The sequence below is a fragment of the Pseudoalteromonas sp. S554 genome (assembly GCF_005930865.1).
GTDB lineage: Bacteria > Pseudomonadota > Gammaproteobacteria > Enterobacterales > Alteromonadaceae > Pseudoalteromonas > Pseudoalteromonas marina.
The window spans coordinates 113,629-134,877 of record NZ_PNDV01000078.1; the positions used below are offsets into that span (position 1 = coordinate 113,629).

The following is a 21,249-nucleotide window of genomic DNA, read 5'->3' on the forward strand; positions in this document are numbered from 1 at the left end:
TTTAGTCCTTACTACTGATTCTGTAATTCTTCAAGTTCTTCCCATCGCTCAAAAGCGGCTTCAAGGTCAGACTCAAGTTGTGCTAAATGGTTCAATGCTTTGGTTGTTATGTCACTGTCTTGTTTAAAAAAGTCAGGATCGCCTACCACATTTTGCTGGGCTTCTACGTCAGCTTCAAGTTGCTCCATTTTATTAGGCAACTGCTCTAATTCAAGTTTTAATTTGTAAGAAAGCTTATTCGTTTTAGCGGCTGGCTTTGCAACAGGGGTCGGTTGCTTTTCCACTTTTTTTGCTGCTGGTTGAATAGCTTGTTTTTCTTGTTCTGCTAAATAACTTACATAAGCTTCATAGTCACTATAACCGCCGACTATATCTGTCACTTTTCCGTTACCTTCAAATGCCCATACACTAGAGCATGTATTATCGATAAATTCACGGTCATGGCTTACAATAATAACGGTACCTTGATACTGATTAATAATGTCTTCTAACAGCTCAAGTGTTTCAATGTCTAAATCATTGGTTGGCTCATCCAATACCAGGATATTCGATGGTTTTAAAAATAGCTTAGCAAGTAATAATCGGTTTTTTTCGCCGCCAGATAAGGCCTTAACTGGTGTTCTAGCGCGCGCAGGTGGAAACAAAAAGTCTTGTAAATAACCTAATACATGACGAGAGCGCCCACCCATCATGACTTCTTGCTTACCTTCTGCAACATTGTCTTGTACTGTTGCTTCTTCGTCTAACTTTTCACGGTATTGATCAAAGTAAGCAAATTCTAGATTAACACCCTGCTTAGTTTCACCGCTGTCAGGTGCTAAGTCACCAAACATTAGTTTTAATAGAGTTGTTTTACCCACACCATTAGGACCGACTAAACCGATACGGTCGCCACGCATAACTAAAGTAGAAAAATCGCTTACAATCGTTTTCTCTTTAAAAGCATGAGATAAATGCTTAGCTTCAAAAACTAATTTACCTGAGCGGTCTGCGGTTTCAATATTGAAGTCTGTTTTACCAACTTGATCAACTCGTTGCTTGCGCTCATTACGTAATTGTTTTAATTCACGAACACGGCCTTCATTACGAGTTCTCCGGGCTTTTACTCCCTGACGGATCCACGCTTCTTCTTCAGCTAATCGTTTATCAAAGAGTGCATTTTGACTTTCTTCTACTTTTAAGTCATGCGCTTTTTGTTCTAGATAAGTGGCGTAGTCACCTGGATATGAAATAAGTTTGCCGCGGTCTAAATCCAAAATACGTGTAGCAATTGCACGAATAAACGCACGATCGTGAGATATAAATACAATCCCACCTTTAAAGTCTTTTAAGAACTGCTCTAACCACATCACACTTGTCATATCTAAGTGGTTTGTTGGTTCGTCTAATAGCAACAAGTCTGGCTCACTAACTAATGCACGTGCCAGTGCAACCTTACGTAACCATCCACCTGAAAGCGATTCAAGTTTCGCATCAGGTGTCAGCTCAAGCTTAGTTAATACTAATTGAATACGGCTATCGAAGCGCCAGCCATCAGCGGCTTCTAGCTTATTAGATAAGCGCTCAAGTTTATTTAATAATTGATCGGTACATTCAGTTTGCAGTTCATTACTCACATGGTGATAATCGATAAGTAAATTAGCAATTTCTGGCATACCTTGGGCAACATAATCAAATACGGTACCGCTGGCCCCTTTAGGTGGATCTTGTTCAAGACGAGAGATCTTTAAACCACCGAGCTGGTTTATTTCACCATCATCCAATATTACTTGGCCGTCTAATACTTTTAACAGCGTTGATTTACCTGCGCCGTTACGCCCCACAATACAAACTCGCTCACCACTTTCAATAACAGCATCTGCGTTGTTAAGTAACGCATGTGTACCAAAGGCAAGCTGTGCTTTCGAAATTCTTATTAAATCCATAATTCTACAATGCTCTTAATCTGCCAGTGCTAAAAATATTTGCACTTGTTCTGCAGTAAAAGGCCAAAATAATTGTTGGCCATGTTCATTTTTTAAAACAGGAATACTTACCTGATATTGCGCAATAAGCTGTTTGTCAGTCATTATGTCTGTTAACAATAAACTGCCTTCGCTCATTAATAACGGTGTTATTAGTGCGTGGGCTTGTTCACATAAATGACACCCTTCCGTATGGTATAAAGTCCACTTAGCCATGAGTAATTAACCAGCTGTTATGAATTTTTTTATTACGCTTAAAGTCTGGTGAGAGTGTTTTCTCAGAAATATTAACGGCTTTTAAACCTAAACCAATCAATCCAACTTCATCCATAACAAAGCCACGTTTGTTGTTAGAAAAAATCAATGTTCCAGACGGGCTAAGAATTTTTTTAACCCAAGTTAGTAACTTAATGTGATCGCTCTGAACATCAAACGCATCTTTCATTCGCTTTGAATTTGAAAATGTTGGAGGGTCAAGAAATATTAAGTCATATTGCGCAGTCGCATGCTCTAGCCATTTAAGGCAATCTGCTTGCTCAAAACGGTAACGCGTGTTGCTAATATTATTTAAATCAAAATTATCTTGGCCCCATTTTAAATAGGTTTTGGATAAATCAACTGTGGTTATAGCCTTTGCCTCACCAATGGCTGCATGAACTGATGCACTTCCTGTGTAGGCAAATAAATTTAAAAAACGTTTGTCCTTGGCATTTTCTTGAATGTAGCGACGAACCAAACGATGATCTAAAAATAAACCCGTGTCTAGATAATCAAATAAATTAACCTTAAATTTAGCACCAAACTCTTCAACAACCATCGTTCTATTTTGCTTAGCCATAGGGGTGTATTGCTCTTCACCTTTTTGCTTTTTGCGAACTTTTACGGCTATGTTTTCAGGTGCTATGTTTAGTTGTTGCGCTGTTAAGCTAATGACGTCCTGAAGGCGCTTATCAGATACTTTTTCATCTATTTCTTTCGGTGCCGCGTACTCAAAAATTACAGCGCTGTCGTTATATACATCAACCGCTACATTGTATTCTGGAATATCAGCATCATAAACGCGATACGCGTCAACTTTGTTTTGCTTTAACCAATTTTTAAGGCCTTGTTTATTTTTTTTAAGACGGTTAGCAAACGACATTGAACCTTCATAATTAAGGGCTTTTTTGTCATCAGTCGTCAAGCTGACTTGCTTGTCATCTAGTAGATATAAGTTAAGCTCTACATCTAATGGACCATTTTTAAATTTATAACGTTTTAATTTAACAAGCTTTAAAAGTTTAAATAAACTCTCATCCATGCCCAATAACGCCAGTTTCCAATGGTTAAAATGCTTTTTAAAGCCAACACCTAAATTACGGTGTAAATCAACTAACTCAGCCATAGAGCCAATACGTTCACCATAAGGCAAATTTGAAATAACCACACCTGGTAATTTAGCTACTGCGGTTAACTTGGTAGCGTCGCTTTGCTTAAATTTAATTATGTCATCAAGCTCTGCACGCTTTGCATTATCAATGGCTTTACTTAATACCTGAGCATCGTAGTCGTGGCCTATTAACCAAAGTTTCGGGTCGGTTATATTTGCAAGTAGTTCTTCTTTTAACGCTTTAAATTTTGCCACTCTAAAACTAGGTAAACGCTCAAAAGCAAAGCCTTCACGAAACAAACCTGGCGCTTCATTACGTGCCATACCTGCGGCTTCTATTAAAATAGTACCCGCACCACAACAAGGGTCAAACAGAGGTTGTTTAACGTTATCTAGCCATCCGCTGCGTTTAATAATTGCAGCCGCTAAATGCTCTTTTATTGGCGCTTTACCTTGTCCCTGTCTGTAGCCACGTTCAGATAGTCTTGGTCCTGAGTAGTCAATATATAAAGAAACACCGTGACGATTTAAACGTGCAACAACACGAACATTGGCATCCTGTTTATCAACATTAGGGCGTTGCTCATACAAATCATTAAAGTAGTCAACAATAGCATCTTTAATTACTAAACCAGAAAACTGTGTATTCTTTAACGAATCATTAGTACCGTTAAAATCTACAGCAAATGTTTGCGTTGGGCCAAACCATTCTTGCCAAGGTTGAAAACGAGCAAATTTATACAAGCTATCTTTATCATCAACACCTTCTTTTTCTTCGATAAGCATAAGCACACGCGTTGCAAAACGGCTTGATAAACAAACCTTTTGCGCCAGTAATGAGTCAGCCTCAAAACGAACAGAACCAACAGTTTGCTTAGACACAGCAGCGCCAAGTTCTGTTAACTCATCAACCAATAAATTTTCGATTCCGATAGAAGTAAGTGCGATAAATTGCAAAGTAGTAACCCTTAATAGCTAATTGCGCAGGATTATACCATAGGTTGAGGGACAAACACGCCATAACACATGCTTAATAGCGTAAATTACTTAGGCAGTTTTAAATTTAATTTGCTGAGGTAAGATGGGATGAACGCGATTATTTAAAATTTTGATAACTTCAAATTGAGCAAGAGATAAATTTTCGTCTAATTGAAAATTCTCGCTTAAATTTAAGCAAACCGAGGCATCACTACAGTGATCGACAATCAAAAAGTCGCCCGTTTGCGCCTTAGAGACTAATTTAACGACTGCTTCAACACTTGGTTGGCTGCCGGTATATTCATTAAAAAACCAGCTTTTTGCTAGCACAGGTTTTAAATGAAACTTAACCGCTGTAGCATTTAATGCTATTTGACATATTTGTGCACCAGACCAGATTTCAAACCCGTCCAGATAATTATAAACTTGTTCGTAAAATGCAGCATCTTCTAAACTAAAGTTAGGGTTTTTGATAACTAAATCTGTTAGCTGCCTTATTTTATAGGGTGTGCAAAGCTGCATTTCATCGTTCAAATCAAGTAATAAACGATTTTTATTAGGACAAGCAATCCACTGCCATTGCTTTGATGCTTGTAACATTTGCTCCTCCTTGTGGGCTTTATTAAAAATAGTATCAGTTCAAAGTATAACTGCTTTTGACCATTTTATACATAAATGCTTAGAACATTTATCGAACGATCAAAAGCTTAGATAACTGATCCTTATAAGCCGTTTACGATCGATTTTACCAATTCAGGGCCTTTATAAATAAAACCTGTATAAACTTGGACTAAACTAGCACCCGCATTAAGCTTCTCTTTAGCTGAATTAGCATCATCAATTCCGCCAACACCAATAATAGGTAACTGGCCTTTTGTTAATCGTCTTAATTCACTAACTACTTCTGTAGAACGTGTTCTTACAGGGTGTCCTGATAAACCACCGGCTTCCTCAGCATACTGCTGACCGATCACATCACTTCGTTCTAGTGTAGTATTAGTTGCAATTACCCCGTCAATTTTGTTGTTTAGCAGTGATTCACTTACCTGTTCGATTTGAATAGGATCAAGATCCGGCGCAATTTTAACAAGCATAGGAACTTGCTTATTATGTTCTGAAATTAAATCTAGCTGCTCATTTTTAAGACTTTGCAATAAATCATCAAGTGCAGCACCGTATTGTAAATCTCTCAGGCCGGGTGTGTTTGGTGAAGAAATATTCACGGTAATATAAGAGGCATGCTCAAAAACTTTTCTCATACAGTGTATGTAATCGTCTTTACCTTGCTCATTAGGGGTATCTTTATTTTTACCTATATTAATACCTAATATGCCGTTGTACTTTGCTGCTTTTACATTACTAATTAAATTATCAACACCTTTATTATTAAAACCCATACGATTAATAATAGCGTTTGATTCTGGCAATCTAAATATACGGGGTTTATCGTTACCTGCTTGCGGGCGAGGTGTAACAGTACCCACCTCTATAAAACCAAAACCCATTTGGCTAAATGCATCTATGCACTCTGCATTTTTATCTAAACCTGCAGCTAAGCCAACCGGATTTTTAAATTCAAGACCTAAAAAGTTAACGGGCTTATTTGCTACAGATTGCGACCATGCGGCACTCAAAGGCGTATTAGCAAAGCGGCTTAAATTATTAAGAGCAAATTCATGTGCCCACTCCGCATCACGGGTAAACATAAAACGGCGAGCTAAATCGTAAAACATGAATATATTCCTCTTTAAATTACAGACAAAAAAATACCTCAGACAAGGCTGAGGTATTATATAACATTTTTAATAATTAGCTTATTACTTAGTTAATAAATAATAATGCGCAAAATTATTTTATTTTGCTGGTGTATCACAATTGTGACTCAATAGCATTAGTTCACGCAATGCCACTGAGAACTTGGCAAAATCATGACTTTGCGACGTTTTAAACTCAGCCAGCATTTGCTTCCAACGAGTAAGTAATAATTCCTGCTTATCCATCCACTCATCAATTTGGTAATCAACGTCTTTTTCATCTGCTTCAAAGCTATTTAAAACAACCTGAGCCAATGTTCGTTGCTGCCAATCTAACTCTTCACGATAAGATGAACGGGCCAACGCTTGCCAATGGTTAGCAACAGGTTGGTTAGTTATTTGATCTAAGAACCAATGTAAGCCCATTCTTGCACCTAGCTTAAAGTAAGTATTAGACACCATAGCAATGCCTCTACGCGAATTATTAGCAATTTCTGCTAGGTCCATCACCGAGAACAAGCTAGATAATGAAACGATGCGCTTAGCTATATCTAATGGTACTCCACTATCAGTTAACTTAGTTGCAGCTTCATCTATGCGAGCACTTTCCTTTTCAACAATATAAGTGTTCAAGTTATCGCTCAAATCACTAAATGTTGGTGAGAAGTACTCAATACCTTGCTCAATCGTTTGTGATTTATTGCGATGACGCAAGAACCAACGAGTTGCTCTGCGAACAGTTCTACGAAGCTGATAAAGCATTTCTGTTTGTACAGCCGCTGGAATTTTATTATCTAAAGCGCTGATTGATGACCACGTATCACGCATTTCAAAAATTTCACTGGCAATTGAGTAACACATTGCAATTTCAGATTCGCTAGCACCTGTTTCTTCGTGCATACGAACCATGAAATTTAAGCCCATGTCATTAACAATATTATTAGCAAGTTTGGTCGCTATAATTTCTTTACGAAGTGGGTGATTATTCATGGCATCATTAAATTTCTCACGTAGTGGGCGTGGGAATGATTTAACAAGTAATTGGCGATAATACGGGTTTTCTGTAATTTCATCCGTTACAAGCGAATCTTTTAACACCATTTTAGCGTATGAAACCAATACTGATAACTCAGGACGCGTTAGATCTTTGCCTGATGCTGCTCGCTCTGCTAACTCTTCATCACTTGGAATAAACTCTATAGCACGGTCTAATTTGCCATCTTTCTCAAGGGCATGAATAAAGCGAATTTTTTCCTTAAGTGTCGATGTACCACGAGATTGCGTGATTGAAATTGTATGTGTTTGACGATAACAGTCTTTCAATACCAGCTCTGACACTTCATCAGTCATAGAATAAAGCAGTTCATCACGTTGTTTAAGTGTTAAATCACCTTCAGCAACTAAACCATTAAGTAAAATTTTAATGTTTACTTCATTATCTGAACAAGCAACGCCGCCAACGTTATCAATAAAGTCAGTATTTACGCGTCCGCCTTGTTCAGCAAATTCTATGCGTCCAAGTTGCGTAGCACCTAAGTTACCACCCTCACCTAGCACTTTAGCACCCAGTTCTTTACCATTTATACGTAGCGCGTCGTTTGCACGGTCGCCAACGTCAGCATCGGTCTCTTTTGTGTGCTTGATGTATGTACCAATACCACCATTCCAGAGCAAATCAAACTCCATCATTAATGATGCTTTCATTAACTCGTTAGGTGTCATGCTTGCTTTTTTTGTACCCAGCATTTTTTTCATTTCTGGGCTAAGGGTAATCGATTTTGCAGCTCGAGAGAAAATACCACCGCCGGCTGAAATAAGATCTTTGTTGTAGTCTTCCCACGAAGAACGAGGCATATTAAATAAACGTTCACGCTCTACATACGATTTTGAGGCATCAGGATTAGGGTCTACAAATATATGCATATGGTTAAATGCAACTTGTAAACGAATGTGCTTAGACAGCAACATACCATTACCAAATACGTCTCCAGCCATATCGCCAATGGCAACTACTGTAAAATCAGTACTTTGACAGTCAATATCCATCTCACGGAAGTGACGCTTAACAGACTCCCATGCACCTTTAGCGGTTATGCCCATTTTTTTATGGTCGTAACCTACAGAACCACCCGATGCAAAGGCATCACCAAGCCAAAAGTTGTACTCATTTGCAATACCGTTAGCTATATCAGAAAACGTTGCTGTTCCTTTATCGGCAGCCACTACTAAATACGCATCATCTTCATCATGACGAACAACATTACTTGCTGGCACTATTTCACCACGTGCAATATTGTCAGTGATATCTAGCAAACCTCTAATAAAGATTTTATAACACTCTTGGCCTTCTTTAATGAAAGCATCGCGCTCTGATGGTAGCTGTTTACAAACAAATCCACCTTTAGAGCCAACAGGTACAATTACGGTATTTTTAACTTGTTGCGCTTTAACTAATCCCAAAACCTCTGTTCGGAAGTCTTCACGACGGTCCGACCAACGTAAGCCACCGCGAGCTACCTTACCAAAGCGTAAATGTACGCCTTCAACACGAGGCGAATAAACAAATATTTCAAAAGCAGGTAACGGTAACGGTACGTCAGGGATCAAACTAGGTTGTATTTTAAATGATACGTAAGATTTAAACTGGTTCTGAGCGTCTTTTTGGTAGTAGTTAGTGCGCAGCGTAGCCACAATCATATCTACGTATAAACGTATAATGCGGTCATCATCAAGGTTGGCTACGTTTTCAAGCTCAAGATAAATTTGTGCTATTAACTTGTCCAGTGTTTTAGAACTCGCAGGGCTCTTAACAGAAAAACGTTTAGCAAATAAGTTAACGATTTGAGACGCAATATGTGGGTAGTTAGCAAACGTACTTTCAATATATGTTTGAGAAAAAGTAACACCAATTTGGCGCATGTATTTAGCATAAGCACGCAAAATAGAGGCTTCACGACCCGTTAAGCCGCCCATTAGCACTAAACGGTTAAAACCGTCATTCTCTAAACGGTTATTCCATACATTGGTTAAAGCCGCACGAAAACGAGCAGACACTTTATCAAAATCATCCATCCCTTTACTGTCAATCAGCATAGAGAAATCCATGATCCAGTTGATTTTGCCATCGCTTGTTTTAACCGAGTAAGGTGTTTCACCTATTACACGTAAACCAAAGTTTTCTAGCATTGGCATTACATCTGATAAATGAATTGGCTCATCTTTATGAAATAAGCTCAAACGGACAATATTTGTATTCGCCTCTTCTTGAGGGCGATAAAAAAGCATCTCAAGCTTGTTTTCTTCACTTAATAGCTCTAGTTTTTCAATATCTACTACTGCGGCACTCGGTAACACTTCATCTTTGTATGAACGGGCAAACGCGTTACAATATTTACGGTTTAAATCATTTCCACGCGCTTCACCTGCAGACTCTAAAAGTGCAGATTGTAGTTTGTCTTCCCAAGTACGGGCAGCTTCTATTAAATTATTTTCGATGTCTTTCACATTAAATTCGATATTGTTGTCAGTCACACGAACAGTGTAATGAGTACGTGCTAGTGTTGACTCGGAGAAGTAAGTGGTAAATTCGACTTTTTCGTCAGAATTAAATGCATTGCCTAAAATATCTTGAGTTTCCCTGCGCAGGGCTGTGTTGTAGCGCTCGCGAGGAACATAAACCATACAAGAGAAAAAGCGACCATAGGCATCTTTTCGCACAAATAAGCGACACATATCACGCTCTTGCACTTGTAATACACCGGTTGCAACTTCAAGTAACTCATTTTCGCGTGCTTGTACTAACTCATCACGCGGGTAAGTTTCTAAAATATTTAATACCGCTTTGTAAGCGTGTGTGCCTTTTGCAAAATCACACATATCCATTATGCGAGTAATTTTGCTTTTTAAAACAGGAACATCAGCAGCACTATTATTATAAAAATTAGATGAAAATAAACCAATAAAACGGTCTTCACCAATAACATTCCCTTCATCATCAAAACGTTTTACACCAACATAATCGATATAAGCGGGACGATGAACACGAGACTGTGAATTAGTTTTAGTTAGGATCAATAAATTACTGCTGCGTGCTTCCTGGCGAGCCACCTCAGGTAACTCAGAAAGCAAGCGAGTATGCTCTTCAGTAGAGTTTTTTAACAACCCTAAACTTGTATCCATTTTACCTTTAAGCTGATAGTCCCCCTGAACAGGACTTAACTCGTATTCACGATAGCCCATAAGGGTGAAATTATCGCTAACTAGCCAATCTAAAAATTCAACGGTTTCTGCCACTTCACTTTTATTTTTGCCGTGGCGGCGCTTAGGTAGCTCTTTACTTACTTCAATTAGTTTTTTTCTTATTGGCTGCCAGTCTTCAACAGCAACAGACACATCAACAAGTACGGATTCTAATTCTTTTTTGAAAGACTCAATGGCAGACGAATCTGTTTGGCGATCAATTTCTATGAAAAAAACTGTTTTTGTAGATGTAGATTCTTGCTCTGCTTTTAAATTAGATAAGCCTGAGATTTTAGCGTTGTCGTCGCGTTGAATTTTAAGAGGGCTATGAAGTAATAAGTGAGAGGCGATATTTTCACGAGTCATGGCCATACGAACAGAATCAACTAAAAACGGCATATCTTTAGCAATAATTTCTACGATGGTATGTGATGACTGCCAGCCATCTTTTGCCACTTCGGGATTGAAAACGCGAATAACGGCGTCGTCAGTAGTATTTTTTTCTAGCGAATTCCAAAGGCTGAGTGCAGCACCGTATAAGTCACTGTCGTTTCGATTTGCCAAATCCTCTTTAGACATATTGCTGTACAAGGCTTTGGCGAATTTCTCAACGAGTAACACATTATCAGCGTGAACTTTTTTCTGGATAAGCTTACAGACATTATCTAGGATAACCGAGGCTTGGCCTTCATTTCGTGTCATTGTATGTTCCTTAATCTATTACTGCTCAAGAGCAGGAATTTGTACAGCCATTTATTAGTGTGGAGTCAGATAAATTCTAACCCTTTTACAGCTAATAAACAGCTTTTTCGATGAAAACATTTCAAGCTTTTCAGCTATTTGGTCATCTATTCACAAATTATAGATATAAATGGCCAATAGTGGCCATTTAGGAGCAATATTATTCACATTATTTTTTCTGGTCGGTCCACAGAAGACTTCCAATTGCAGGTAATAACAGCACTGCACCTAACATATTCACTAAAAACATGAAGGTAAGAAGTATTCCCATATCAACTTGGAATTTCAAATCTGAAAAAATCCATGTGCTTACACCAATGGCGAGAGTAATACCGGTAAATAGTACCGCACTACCGCGTTCAATGAGTGCATTACGATAAGCAATCGACAATGGTACATTTTGTTTAAGCTGCCCCATCATCGACGAAAGTATATAAATACCGTAATCCACACCAATACCTACCCCTAGGGCAATAACTGGTAAGGTTGATACTGTTAGGCCAATTTCTAGCTGTACCATTAACGCTTGTGCAAGCGTTGATACTATATAAAGCGGTAACACCACAGCAATAGTCGCTTTTACGCTTCTAAAACTCAGTAAGCATAATGCAATAACAGCACCGTATACATATAGCATCATTGGTATTTGAGCCTCAGACACTGACTCGTTTGTAGCGGCCATTACGCCGACAGGACCAGACGCTAATTTAAAGGCAAGCTTTTCTGTCCCTTCTTCATTTGCGAACTGTTTAACGCTTGCAATAACGCGGTCGATAGTCTGCGCTTTGTGATCATCTAAAAAGATAATAACAGGCATCACAGAACAATCACCGTTCAGTAACCCTGTGCTTGTTTCAACACGCGCAGTTGACTGCACTAATGAAGCCGAATTACGCGGCAAGCTCTGCCATTTTAAATTACCTTCGTTGTAACCCGCATTAACAGACTGAGCAACCGAACTTAAACTAACTGCAGATTGAACACCTGCAACATTTTCAACTTTGTATTGAAAACGGCTAATGCGCTCCATTACATCATATTCTGTACATGCTGCTGGATAAGCTTCAACTATCACTTTTAAAATATCTGATGAAATAGTGTACCTGTCCGATATTAAAAAAGTATCCTGATTATAGCGAGCATCTTGATGAAGTGACGGAGCACCTGCATGCAAATCACCTATCCGCATTTTATCAGCTTGCCAGTAACCAAAAGCAAATAAAACAAGCGTAAAGCCAATAATGATTTTAGCTGCTTTAGGATCGGTTGCTTTTACCAATAAATCCCTAACTTTATCAAGCATATTTGGCTTGTTAGCGTCACCTGATTGAATATGAATGCTATTTTCAAATTGCATGTATGAAGCCCAAACAGGCAATAGAATTAAGTTAGTAAATATAATAACCGCAACACCTAAGCTAGCAGTAATTGCAAGCTCACGGATAATACCTATATCAATCGTCAACAAAGTTAAAAAGCCAACAGTGTCTGATAAAAGAGCAATACCACCTGGAATTAAAAGCGCTCTAAAACTTGATTGACAGCAAACTCGCGTACTTTTCCCTTCGCTTACTTTTTTACCTATCGCGTTTATCATTTGTACGCCATGGCTAACACCAATAGCAAATACTAAAAATGGAACTAATATCGACATTGGATCAAGTCCAAAGCCAAGGCTTGAAAGCAACCCTAACTGCCATGCAACCGCAATGATCGAGCATGCAATGGGTAAGATTGTAAGCTTTAAGCTTCCACAGAACAGCCAAACCATAATAAATGTGAAGGCTATGGCAATTGCAAAAAATAACACAACGCCTTTAGCCCCTTCTGCAATATCACCAGCCATCTTTGCAAAACCGATAATATGAATACTTACTTTGTCCGTACTCAGAGGCTCTCTTAACTCTGTTTCGAGCTTTTCTGCAAAGGCTAAGGTGTCTAACTTTTCTTGCGTTTGTGGGTCAGTTTCTAATAATTGCGCTGTTACCATTGCACACGAATAGTCGCTTGCAATCATACGACCAACAACTTTTGCTTTTTCTATATTTTCTTTAACAACGGCTAAGCCACGTTCGTTTGCCTTAAAGTTTGCAGGAATAATTGGGCCACCGGCAAAACCATCCTCAACCACTTCGACAAATCGGGCGCTAGGAGCAAATATAGAGTTTACGAGCGGTCTGTTTACACCGGGTATAAAATAAAGCTGATCATGAACAGCTTTTAACTGAGTAAAAAATTCTGGATTGAATATGTTACCACTGTCATCACACACTGAAATTAAAATACTATTCGCACCACCAAACTGCTTTTCATGCTTGGTATACACTTTCATGTATTCGTGATTTAAAGGGATATTTTTATTAAACGAAGCATCTAGTTGAATGTGCGTGGCTTTAAAAATAAGCAAACAAGTAATAATTGCAAAACTTATAAGCACAACTAAGCGATGTCTAAAAATCGCTTTTTCTATAAAATCTAAAATAGTATGCATTAAGGGGTCAACTCCTTCACTTTAATGCCATCTTCAGTAGCCATTACCAATTTATTATTTTTAATCACACCACCAAGTATCGCTTTACCATCGGCAAGTTGCTCATGAGTTAATAAACCATCCTGTAAGTGAAAAATCACCCCGCTATTTGCTAGCATTAACCACTGTTTGTTATTGTAATTAATAATACTGTTTACAGTAGCAGCTTTAGTACTCTCAAGGTGAAGCCACTCATCTTCATCACGCTGCTTGCTGAATACATTACCTCTAAGCCCTGCGACTACTTCTTGAGAATTATCTGAATTAAAAGCGAAGAAAGAACCTGGGTATATTTCTTCAAGACGCAGCCAAGTTTTACCGTTATCTGTGCTTCTCGCTAGTAAGCCCATCTCACCAACAAGCATTAAGCCTTCAGAAGTTTGTTCAATTCGATTAAAATGTGGCAGGATTGATGCTGTTTCGGCCTCGTATCCTTCAGGATCATTGTTTTTTAAGTCGTTTAAATAATCTCTGTCTTCACTGAACAATAGAGAATCTAAAAATCGTTTTTCCCACTGTTTACCACCATCGGTGGTATGGTAAAACATGCCATACGCACCCACGGCAAAGCCTTCTAATTTATCTTTAAATAAAATATCTAAACACGGCTTATCTAAAGAAGGCTTAGCCTGTTGTAATTGCCAATTATTACCACCATCAACAGTGTTAATAATTGTGGCATCGTGCCCACATGCCCAACCGTTGTTTTCATCACTAAAATCAACAGCGGTTAATAACACTTGCGTAGGCACTAATTCTGCTTGTTGCCACATTTCACCATTTGTACTTTTTATAACTGTTCCATGTTTACCTACAGCAACTAATTCATTGCCTGTATTGATAATGTCAGTTAATAGTGTTTTTTGTGCATTAGGCGCACTAATTGCGTTTTTTGGTGTATCTTGAGCAAAACTCGCACCGCTTATAATCAGGCTGGCACATACCAAATACTTCATAAATTTTAATCGCCTTGAACTGAAAGGAGTGTTTGTCTTTGTAAACGAGGAAAGTTTTTGCGTTGAAAGACAAACGCGATGAGAAAGGAAAAAGGCACCTAACTTAAAATTAGGTGCCTAGTTTTAATTTATCTACCTGCGCGACGTAAGGCGCTAGATGTAAATTCATTATCATTAAATGATTTTGAAAAATCGTACATTTTTTCTTGGTTATCTAAACCAATTGCTAAATAACGACGTGAATTCAAATCATGATAAACTTCTAACGTACTCCACTGAGTGGGTACTTCGTAGTAGTTAAGACCGTAAGCCATTGCTACACGGTAAAGCTGATCACGGTTATCGTAAATGTCTGTTACCGTTACTTGCCAGCTATCTTCATCTATATAAAACACACGTTTTTTATAAATGTGACGCGTATCATCTTTAAGGTTAGCCTCTACTACCCAAACACGGTGCTTTTCATAACGAGTATGCTCAGGATTGATGTGGCCAGGCTTTAAAATGTCATCATACTCTAGCTTGTCACTGTGAAGCTTGTAGCTATTATATGGAACATAAAGCTCTTGCTTACCTTTAAGCGTCCAGTTGTAACGGTTTGGTGAGCCATTGAACATATCAAAGTCATCAGTAGTACGTAAGCTATCTGCTGCAGTACCCGGTGCGTCATAAGCAACGTTTGGTGCACGGCGAACACGTCGCTGACCAGAATTATATGTCCATGCTTGGCGTGGCGTTAATATTTGGTCCATTGTTTCATGTACTAGTAATGCAGTACCCGCAAGACGTGCCGGTTGAGTAACACTCTGTTTAAACTTAAACAATATGTTTGAGTCTTGCAGCTCGGCAGGTGTAGCACTTGGATCAGAATATTTAACAAGTAGCTGTTCATCAAAACCAACATAGTTGTAAGAACCTGATGCTGTAGGTGCAGCTTGTCCACCAAAACGTTCGATTGACTCACCTCTAAAACGTAATAAATGGTTCCAAATTGCTTCTAAACCTGTTTTAGGGATGGGAAATGGAATACCAATAGCCGTATTTTTAATTCCGTTTCCGCCTTCAATCAATTCGGCAGTAGGCGCAAACTCTTTAGTTGCATCATAAACAAACTGAGGATATGAGGCCGAACGGCGTGTCTCATACACTGGCATTTTGAATGTGTCTGGATACGCTTCAAACAAAGCAATTTGGCCTGGGCTCAAGTTAGCTTTATATTTATCGATGTTTGATTTATCAATAGTGAAAAGCACTTTATCACTTGAAAAAGGGTCTAGGTGATGCATGCCAACATCGTACCCTGCAGGAGCTGCAGTAATACCATTGTTCCATGCTGGAATTGAGCCGTCAGCGTTACCTGCTTTTTCGGCGCCCATTGGCGTTAAATCTTGACCTAAACGCGCTACTTCTTCAGCTGATAGTTTTGCTAAAGTAGCATTACTTGCAAACAAGCTAGCAAAAGCTGCTGCAATGAGGGTAGGTTTTTTAATCATAGTAATGTTACCCCTAAATAGAATATTTTAAGTTAAAAGAAACGTAATCGCGGTCTGAGAATGTATTAACACCGCCACCGCCCCAAAACGAGTTATAGCTCACATCAAGTGACCACGCATTTTGGTAGTTAAAGTTCATCGTAGCACCTAAAGATTTACGATCTTCAATGAACAAGAACATCGGATCTGGTGTATTACCATTTACGTCATGTGAAAATACAAAACGTGGTGAAAAGTTAATACCTTTGTAAAAGTTGAAGTAATCGCCTTTCGCAATTAGGCGGTAACCCCAAGACGATGCTGTAGCGAATGATTTCTCTTCAGCGCCATTTGATAGACCAAGTTGCAATGTTGAATAATCAGTAGTACCTGGGCCTGTTATTGTGCCACTACGGCCAGTGCCTGATACATTTAAACGCATTTCGTCATAGCCAGGCATATCGTGAATTTTAACGGCACCCACTTCACCAACTACAGCCCAGCTATCAGCACCTAATGAAGGACCAAATAAATGTGTTGCTGTAAATTGAATTTGTGATGTGTCGCGTTCAATGTAGCCTTTGGCAACTTCACCTGCACCAACTGAGCTTACCGCATCGCCTATACTCATTTGCGAAATACCCGCAAAATCAGGACGAATACCAGCAACCGCCAATTGCTCAGGCATAGCTGTGTAAAGTAACTCTACGTCATCAATTTGTAGCGGTTCATCTTGGCGAAAAGCAAATTCACCCGCGAAGGCTGTTTCGCCAATAGTCGTATTAAAACTTAAACCATATAACTTAATATCTTCAGGGTACTCGTTTTCAGCTTTAGAAAAAGCAGTTAAATCAGCAACATTATCTGACGTGATTTCTGTTGTCATGATCATCGCTAAATCTTGGGCAATTGCAGCTTGTGAAAAGTTTGATACGCGACCAGATATAAGCGGACGACGGCTATGATAATTCACGTGATAGAGTGCAATTTCAGTATCATTAAATTCAGGTAAAAATACACCTAAACGTAAACCATACTGACCACCATCTTCAGGCTCTGTTTTACCATTATCTCCTTTACCTTTTAAAGCAACTTTAGTTGGGTATGCAAGATACATTTGAGCTAATAAAGCACTTCCTTCTGCACTTGAAGGATCAATACCTTGTGCTGCTGCGGCCAATGCAAAATCAGATGTTAAGTTATTCAGGCTATCTGTTAAAAAAGCGACATCAATATCAGGATTAGACGTAAAACCTAATTGAACATTCTGCTGATAACCATTTTCTGCTGCAAAGTCATTAGTCGAAAAATACGTACCAGCTGCTGGTAAACGCGTTTCTTGCCATTGGTATTGGTAGAAACCTTCAAGGGTAATGTTGTCAGTAATGCCAAGCGATGCCCAAAGCATGCCTACAGGTATGAATGCTTCTTTAAGCTCAGCACCTGGCGCTTTCAATCGGTCAATATCAACTGGGTTTACGTTAATACCATGAGATAAAAGTGTACTCTCACCCCAGTTAACTACTTGTTGACCTAAACGGACAGATAAAGGGTTATTACCATCATTTAAATCAAAATCAGCCCACACAAACGCATCTAATAAACGAATATCTGCACAGCTTTGCGCTTTAGTGTCTTTATCATCACACGGATCAACCCCCTGCCCTGATGTAGGATTTGAATATGCATGATAGCCATCCATCAACGCAAAGTCATAAAAATACATGAAGCGAGTGAACAAACCGTAGTTATCTTTATTTATTGAAAGGTCATGTGTTCCCTTCAAAAGTTTTGAAAATGAGTCACCACTGTCAAAATTTAAATTACCAGCATCACCATTATTTGAATAAGAGCCAGGTTGAGCCCATACATCTTGAGATGAGTAAATAGTGTTGTTTAGCGCAGGGTTGTAACCTGTCCAATCAAATGCCGGATTGTTACTTTTACCAATTAGGCTAAAGTCTCTGTCTTCTACGCGAACACTTTGCCCATATGAAAAGGTTGAATCGAAGGTTATATCAAACCCTCCGGCGTCGAATGTTACAGCCTGTGAACTTGCTGTAGTTAAAGCTAAACTAGCGGCTGCTAAACCTATAGCGATTTTGTTTTTAACAAAAAGCGATCTTCTTATCATTGTGGTTCCCCCCTGTCGCGGGTCATATTGTGTGATCAAGTTATTGTTTTTAGTGTAATCGTAACGATAGAAGCGAATTGTATAAATTACAAATAGTCGCATTCAATCTGTCATATATATAGTGTGTCAGCTGACGTTTACGTATTGGTAAGACGTCATACCAGATAATTTATACACGTTATTTAACAATAGAACAAATTGAAATTAACAAAAAGACAATATTTTTATGGTTTTATAACATAAAAATAGCGCTCTAAGCCACTCGTTCAATACGAATAAATTTATTTTCAGGGGTGAGTAACATTCTAAAACGCCCTCTGACACCTAAACTTGTAACAAACGGTCTTAAATGATCGGCAGAAAACCGAATTGACTTCCCACCCTCTTCAACCACTTGCACAGAACTATATCGACCGTGGTAGTAATCCATACAGTCGTTATAGCTCAATCTTAAATTAAAGTAATATTCAAGCATTTAATTAAGCGCTTTTTCAACCTTCTCGAATAAGTCGTCACTTAGTCCATCTAAATTAGATAAACGTTCTAATTGCGTCTTCATAAGCGCTGAACGTGTTTTATCATAACGTTTCCAAGACATAAACGGTGTTAGCATTCTTGACGCATTTTGTGGATTTATTGCATTCAGCTTAACAAGTAAATCACCAAGCAATTCATATCCTTGCCCGTCAGCACGGTGAAATTGCTGAGTGTTAAAGTAGCTAAAACTCCCCACTAAAGCACGGACTCTATTGGGATTGGAAAAATCAAAACTTGGGTGCTCGTATAATGACTTAATATTAATAATAGCATCTTCACCTGTTTGCATTGCTTGAAGCGCAAACCATTTATCCATAACAAGTACATCATGTCGCCATTGACTATCAAAGTGCGACAATAAATCATCACAAAGTGGATGAGAGGCTTTAACCACCGCGCTAAGTGCGCCCAACACATTGGTCATATTTGACGAGCTAGCGGCTAGTTTAATAAATTTATCTGTTTGTGTGCTTGGCATCTTTGCAAGATAATGCAGGCATATTTGCTGTAGTGCCCGCACAGCAACCGCTTCGGCATTTATGCTACCATCGTCATGTAATGAACCAAAACATGCGATAAGCTCATCATTAAGGCTTGTGGCAATTTGTATTTCGAACTGTGCTACAACACGAATAATTTCATCAACAGGAATAATTTCAAATTCTGCGGCTAAAGTGTCAAAGCTAGGTAATTTTAATAACTCAGCAATTAACGCTAAATCGCCTTGTTTTGAAACAATTAAAACACGCAAGGCTTCAATTATCTCGTCACTTAATTGAAATTGTGTATCTGAGTTAATTGCTGCTTTTACCGCTTTTATAAACAATTGTTGCTGTGCATCCCAACGTGAAAAATCACTTCGTGCAAAACGCATAATATGCAAAAGCTCTAGCTCAGTTGTTTGTTGAGTTAGGATACACGGAGCAGAAAAGTCTTCTAACAACACGGCAACAGGATTACAAGTCACATTCTCAAAAGTATAACTCTGCTTTTTATCGGTAACATCAAGCACATTACTAACTTTTAAACCTTTGTACTGTAATTCGATACTACTGCCGGATTCGTCCAACAACTCAATTGCAAACGGGATATGCAACGGTTTGTTATCGGGCTGATTAATCGGTGCATATTGCTCTATGGTTAGTGTGTAGGTATTTGAGGCACTATCGTAATGTTCTACAGCATTTAAGCGAGGCGTACCCGCCTGACTATACCAACGCTTAAATTGCTCTAAATTAACACCCGATGCGTCACTCATAGCACTGACAAAGTCGTCACAGGTAACTGCTTGGCCGTCATGGCGTTTAAAATAAAGCGCCATCCCTTTTTGAAAGTTAACCTCACCAAGCAAGGTATGCATCATTCTTATTACTTCAGCACCCTTGTCGTATACTGTTACGGTATAAAAGTTATTCATTTCAATAACTTTTTCGGGTCGAATAGGATGCGCCATAGGCCCTGCGTCTTCACTGAACTGATGCGTACGCATCACCTTAACAGCATCAATGCGGTTGAGTGCACGCGATCCAAGATCACTACTAAACTCTTGGTCTCTAAATACAGTTAGCCCCTCTTTAAGTGATAACTGAAACCAATCTCTGCACGTAACACGATTACCAGTCCAATTGTGAAAGTATTCATGACCTACTATAGACTCAATAGTATGGTAATCTTTATCCGTTGCTGTTTCTTGATTGGCCAAAACACATTTACTGTTAAATATATTTAAGCCTTTGTTTTCCATTGCACCCATATTAAAGAAATCTACGGCTACAATCATGTATATATCAAGGTCATATTCTAAATTAAAACGCTCCTCATCCCATTGCATAGATTTTTTAAGTGATTGCATCGCATGCGGTGTTTTAGGCAAATTACCCTTATCTACAAATAATGCTAAATCAATTTTTCGGCCACTTTTAGTTGTATAGGTATCGTTTAATACATCAAAATCACCAGCAACTAATGCAAATAAATAGCTTGGTTTTTTAAATGGGTCTTGCCATTTAGAAATATGACGGCCGTCAGGTGTCTCACCTTTGTCAATTTGGTTGCCATTAGACAATAAATGCGTGTATCTTGAATCAGCAATAATAGTCACATCAAACGTAGACAACACATCAGGACGATCCATGTAATATGTTATCTTTCTAAAGCCCTGTGCCTCACATTGTGTACAATAGGCTCCACCAGATAAGTAAAGACCTTCTAAAGATGTATTTGTCTCAGGAGATATCTCGGTCACAATACGTAATTTACAACGTTCTGGTAAGTTATTAATAATTAGCTGTTCATCAACAACGCTATAATCTGTTATCTCAATCGCATCTATCGATAAGGACGTTAAACGTAAATCTATGCCATCTAGTATTAGAGGTGATTGATTATCACCAACACGCGTTAACGTCAGTACGCTTGTTACCGTTGTATTTGTAGGCTGAAGATCAAACGTTAAGTCTGTGTGGTCTATTAAAAAATTTGGTGCTTTATAGTCTTTGAGATATTGAGCTTGAGGTTTTTTTGAGTCGGTCATAATTACTCCAAAAAAAGCGCCTCTATATGAAGAGGCGCTACT

At 38.7% G+C, this 21,249-nt stretch carries 12 protein-coding genes; all 12 read right to left on the reverse strand.

From position 1 onward, the window contains the following. Nucleotides 1-11 precede the first annotated feature (11 nt). Nucleotides 12-1,925 carry an ATP-binding cassette ATPase Uup gene (gene uup, locus CWB65_RS16135; protein ID WP_008127337.1) on the reverse strand — a complete coding sequence of 638 codons (1,914 nt, stop codon included), beginning with the start codon at nucleotides 1,923-1,925 and terminating at the stop codon, nucleotides 12-14. 15 nt (nucleotides 1,926-1,940) lie between these two features. Further along, the gene (locus CWB65_RS16140) at nucleotides 1,941-2,180 is read right to left on the reverse strand and encodes a glutaredoxin family protein (protein WP_006792808.1); all 240 of its coding nucleotides are present in this window, start codon (nucleotides 2,178-2,180) and stop codon (nucleotides 1,941-1,943) included. Continuing rightward, nucleotides 2,173-4,290 carry a bifunctional 23S rRNA (guanine(2069)-N(7))-methyltransferase RlmK/23S rRNA (guanine(2445)-N(2))-methyltransferase RlmL gene (gene rlmKL / locus CWB65_RS16145; RefSeq protein ID WP_008127332.1) on the reverse strand — a complete coding sequence of 706 codons (2,118 nt, stop codon included), beginning with the start codon at nucleotides 4,288-4,290 and terminating at the stop codon, nucleotides 2,173-2,175. Before rlmKL ends, CWB65_RS16140 begins: the two co-directional genes overlap by 8 nt. A 90-nt stretch (nucleotides 4,291-4,380) precedes the next feature. Then, nucleotides 4,381-4,911: a cell division protein ZapC gene (locus CWB65_RS16150; RefSeq protein ID WP_008127330.1), complete on the reverse strand. Its 531-nt coding sequence runs from the start codon at nucleotides 4,909-4,911 to the stop codon at nucleotides 4,381-4,383. Between the two features lie 122 nt (nucleotides 4,912-5,033). After that, nucleotides 5,034-6,044 (reverse strand): quinone-dependent dihydroorotate dehydrogenase, encoded by a 1,011-nt coding sequence (gene pyrD / locus CWB65_RS16155; RefSeq protein ID WP_138740991.1) that lies wholly within the window; start codon nucleotides 6,042-6,044, stop codon nucleotides 5,034-5,036. 120 nt (nucleotides 6,045-6,164) lie between these two features. Next, the gene (locus tag CWB65_RS16160; RefSeq protein WP_138740992.1) at nucleotides 6,165-11,006 is read right to left on the reverse strand and encodes an NAD-glutamate dehydrogenase; all 4,842 of its coding nucleotides are present in this window, start codon (nucleotides 11,004-11,006) and stop codon (nucleotides 6,165-6,167) included. A 208-nt stretch (nucleotides 11,007-11,214) separates the two neighbouring features. Beyond that, nucleotides 11,215-13,536 carry an efflux RND transporter permease subunit gene (locus CWB65_RS16165; protein WP_008127323.1) on the reverse strand — a complete coding sequence of 774 codons (2,322 nt, stop codon included), beginning with the start codon at nucleotides 13,534-13,536 and terminating at the stop codon, nucleotides 11,215-11,217. Continuing rightward, complete coding sequence (locus CWB65_RS16170; protein WP_008127321.1) at nucleotides 13,536-14,531, reverse strand: WD40/YVTN/BNR-like repeat-containing protein; 996 nt, start codon at nucleotides 14,529-14,531, stop codon at nucleotides 13,536-13,538. Before CWB65_RS16170 ends, CWB65_RS16165 begins: the two co-directional genes overlap by 1 nt. 128 nt (nucleotides 14,532-14,659) lie before the next feature. Continuing rightward, nucleotides 14,660-16,024 carry a DUF1329 domain-containing protein gene (locus CWB65_RS16175; protein ID WP_008127319.1) on the reverse strand — a complete coding sequence of 455 codons (1,365 nt, stop codon included), beginning with the start codon at nucleotides 16,022-16,024 and terminating at the stop codon, nucleotides 14,660-14,662. 13 nt (nucleotides 16,025-16,037) lie between these two features. Continuing rightward, nucleotides 16,038-18,137: a DUF1302 domain-containing protein gene (locus CWB65_RS16180; RefSeq protein WP_138740993.1), complete on the reverse strand. Its 2,100-nt coding sequence runs from the start codon at nucleotides 18,135-18,137 to the stop codon at nucleotides 16,038-16,040. A gap of 253 nt (nucleotides 18,138-18,390) precedes the next feature. Continuing rightward, a complete protein-coding gene (locus CWB65_RS16185) occupies nucleotides 18,391-18,612 on the reverse strand; it encodes a DUF2835 domain-containing protein (RefSeq protein WP_008127316.1) in 222 nt (73 codons plus the stop codon). Then, nucleotides 18,613-21,207, reverse strand: a complete 2,595-nt coding sequence (gene pepN / locus CWB65_RS16190) for an aminopeptidase N (RefSeq protein WP_138740994.1) — start codon at nucleotides 21,205-21,207, stop codon at nucleotides 18,613-18,615. It abuts the gene before it with no gap. Between the last annotated feature and the right edge of the window lie 42 nt (nucleotides 21,208-21,249).

Coding starts and splice junctions, on each gene's coding strand:
- CWB65_RS16180 (WP_138740993.1), bottom strand. CDS start 18,137: ATGATAAGAAGATCGCTTTTTGTTAAAAACAAAATCGCTATAGGTTTA.
- pepN (WP_138740994.1), bottom strand. CDS start 21,207: ATGACCGACTCAAAAAAACCTCAAGCTCAATATCTCAAAGACTATAAA.
- CWB65_RS16160 (WP_138740992.1), bottom strand. CDS start 11,006: ATGACACGAAATGAAGGCCAAGCCTCGGTTATCCTAGATAATGTCTGT.
- CWB65_RS16185 (WP_008127316.1), bottom strand. CDS start 18,612: ATGCTTGAATATTACTTTAATTTAAGATTGAGCTATAACGACTGTATG.
- CWB65_RS16140 (WP_006792808.1), bottom strand. CDS start 2,180: ATGGCTAAGTGGACTTTATACCATACGGAAGGGTGTCATTTATGTGAA.
- CWB65_RS16165 (WP_008127323.1), bottom strand. CDS start 13,536: ATGCATACTATTTTAGATTTTATAGAAAAAGCGATTTTTAGACATCGC.
- CWB65_RS16150 (WP_008127330.1), bottom strand. CDS start 4,911: ATGTTACAAGCATCAAAGCAATGGCAGTGGATTGCTTGTCCTAATAAA.
- CWB65_RS16170 (WP_008127321.1), bottom strand. CDS start 14,531: ATGAAGTATTTGGTATGTGCCAGCCTGATTATAAGCGGTGCGAGTTTT.
- CWB65_RS16175 (WP_008127319.1), bottom strand. CDS start 16,024: ATGATTAAAAAACCTACCCTCATTGCAGCAGCTTTTGCTAGCTTGTTT.
- uup (WP_008127337.1), bottom strand. CDS start 1,925: ATGGATTTAATAAGAATTTCGAAAGCACAGCTTGCCTTTGGTACACAT.
- pyrD (WP_138740991.1), bottom strand. CDS start 6,044: ATGTTTTACGATTTAGCTCGCCGTTTTATGTTTACCCGTGATGCGGAG.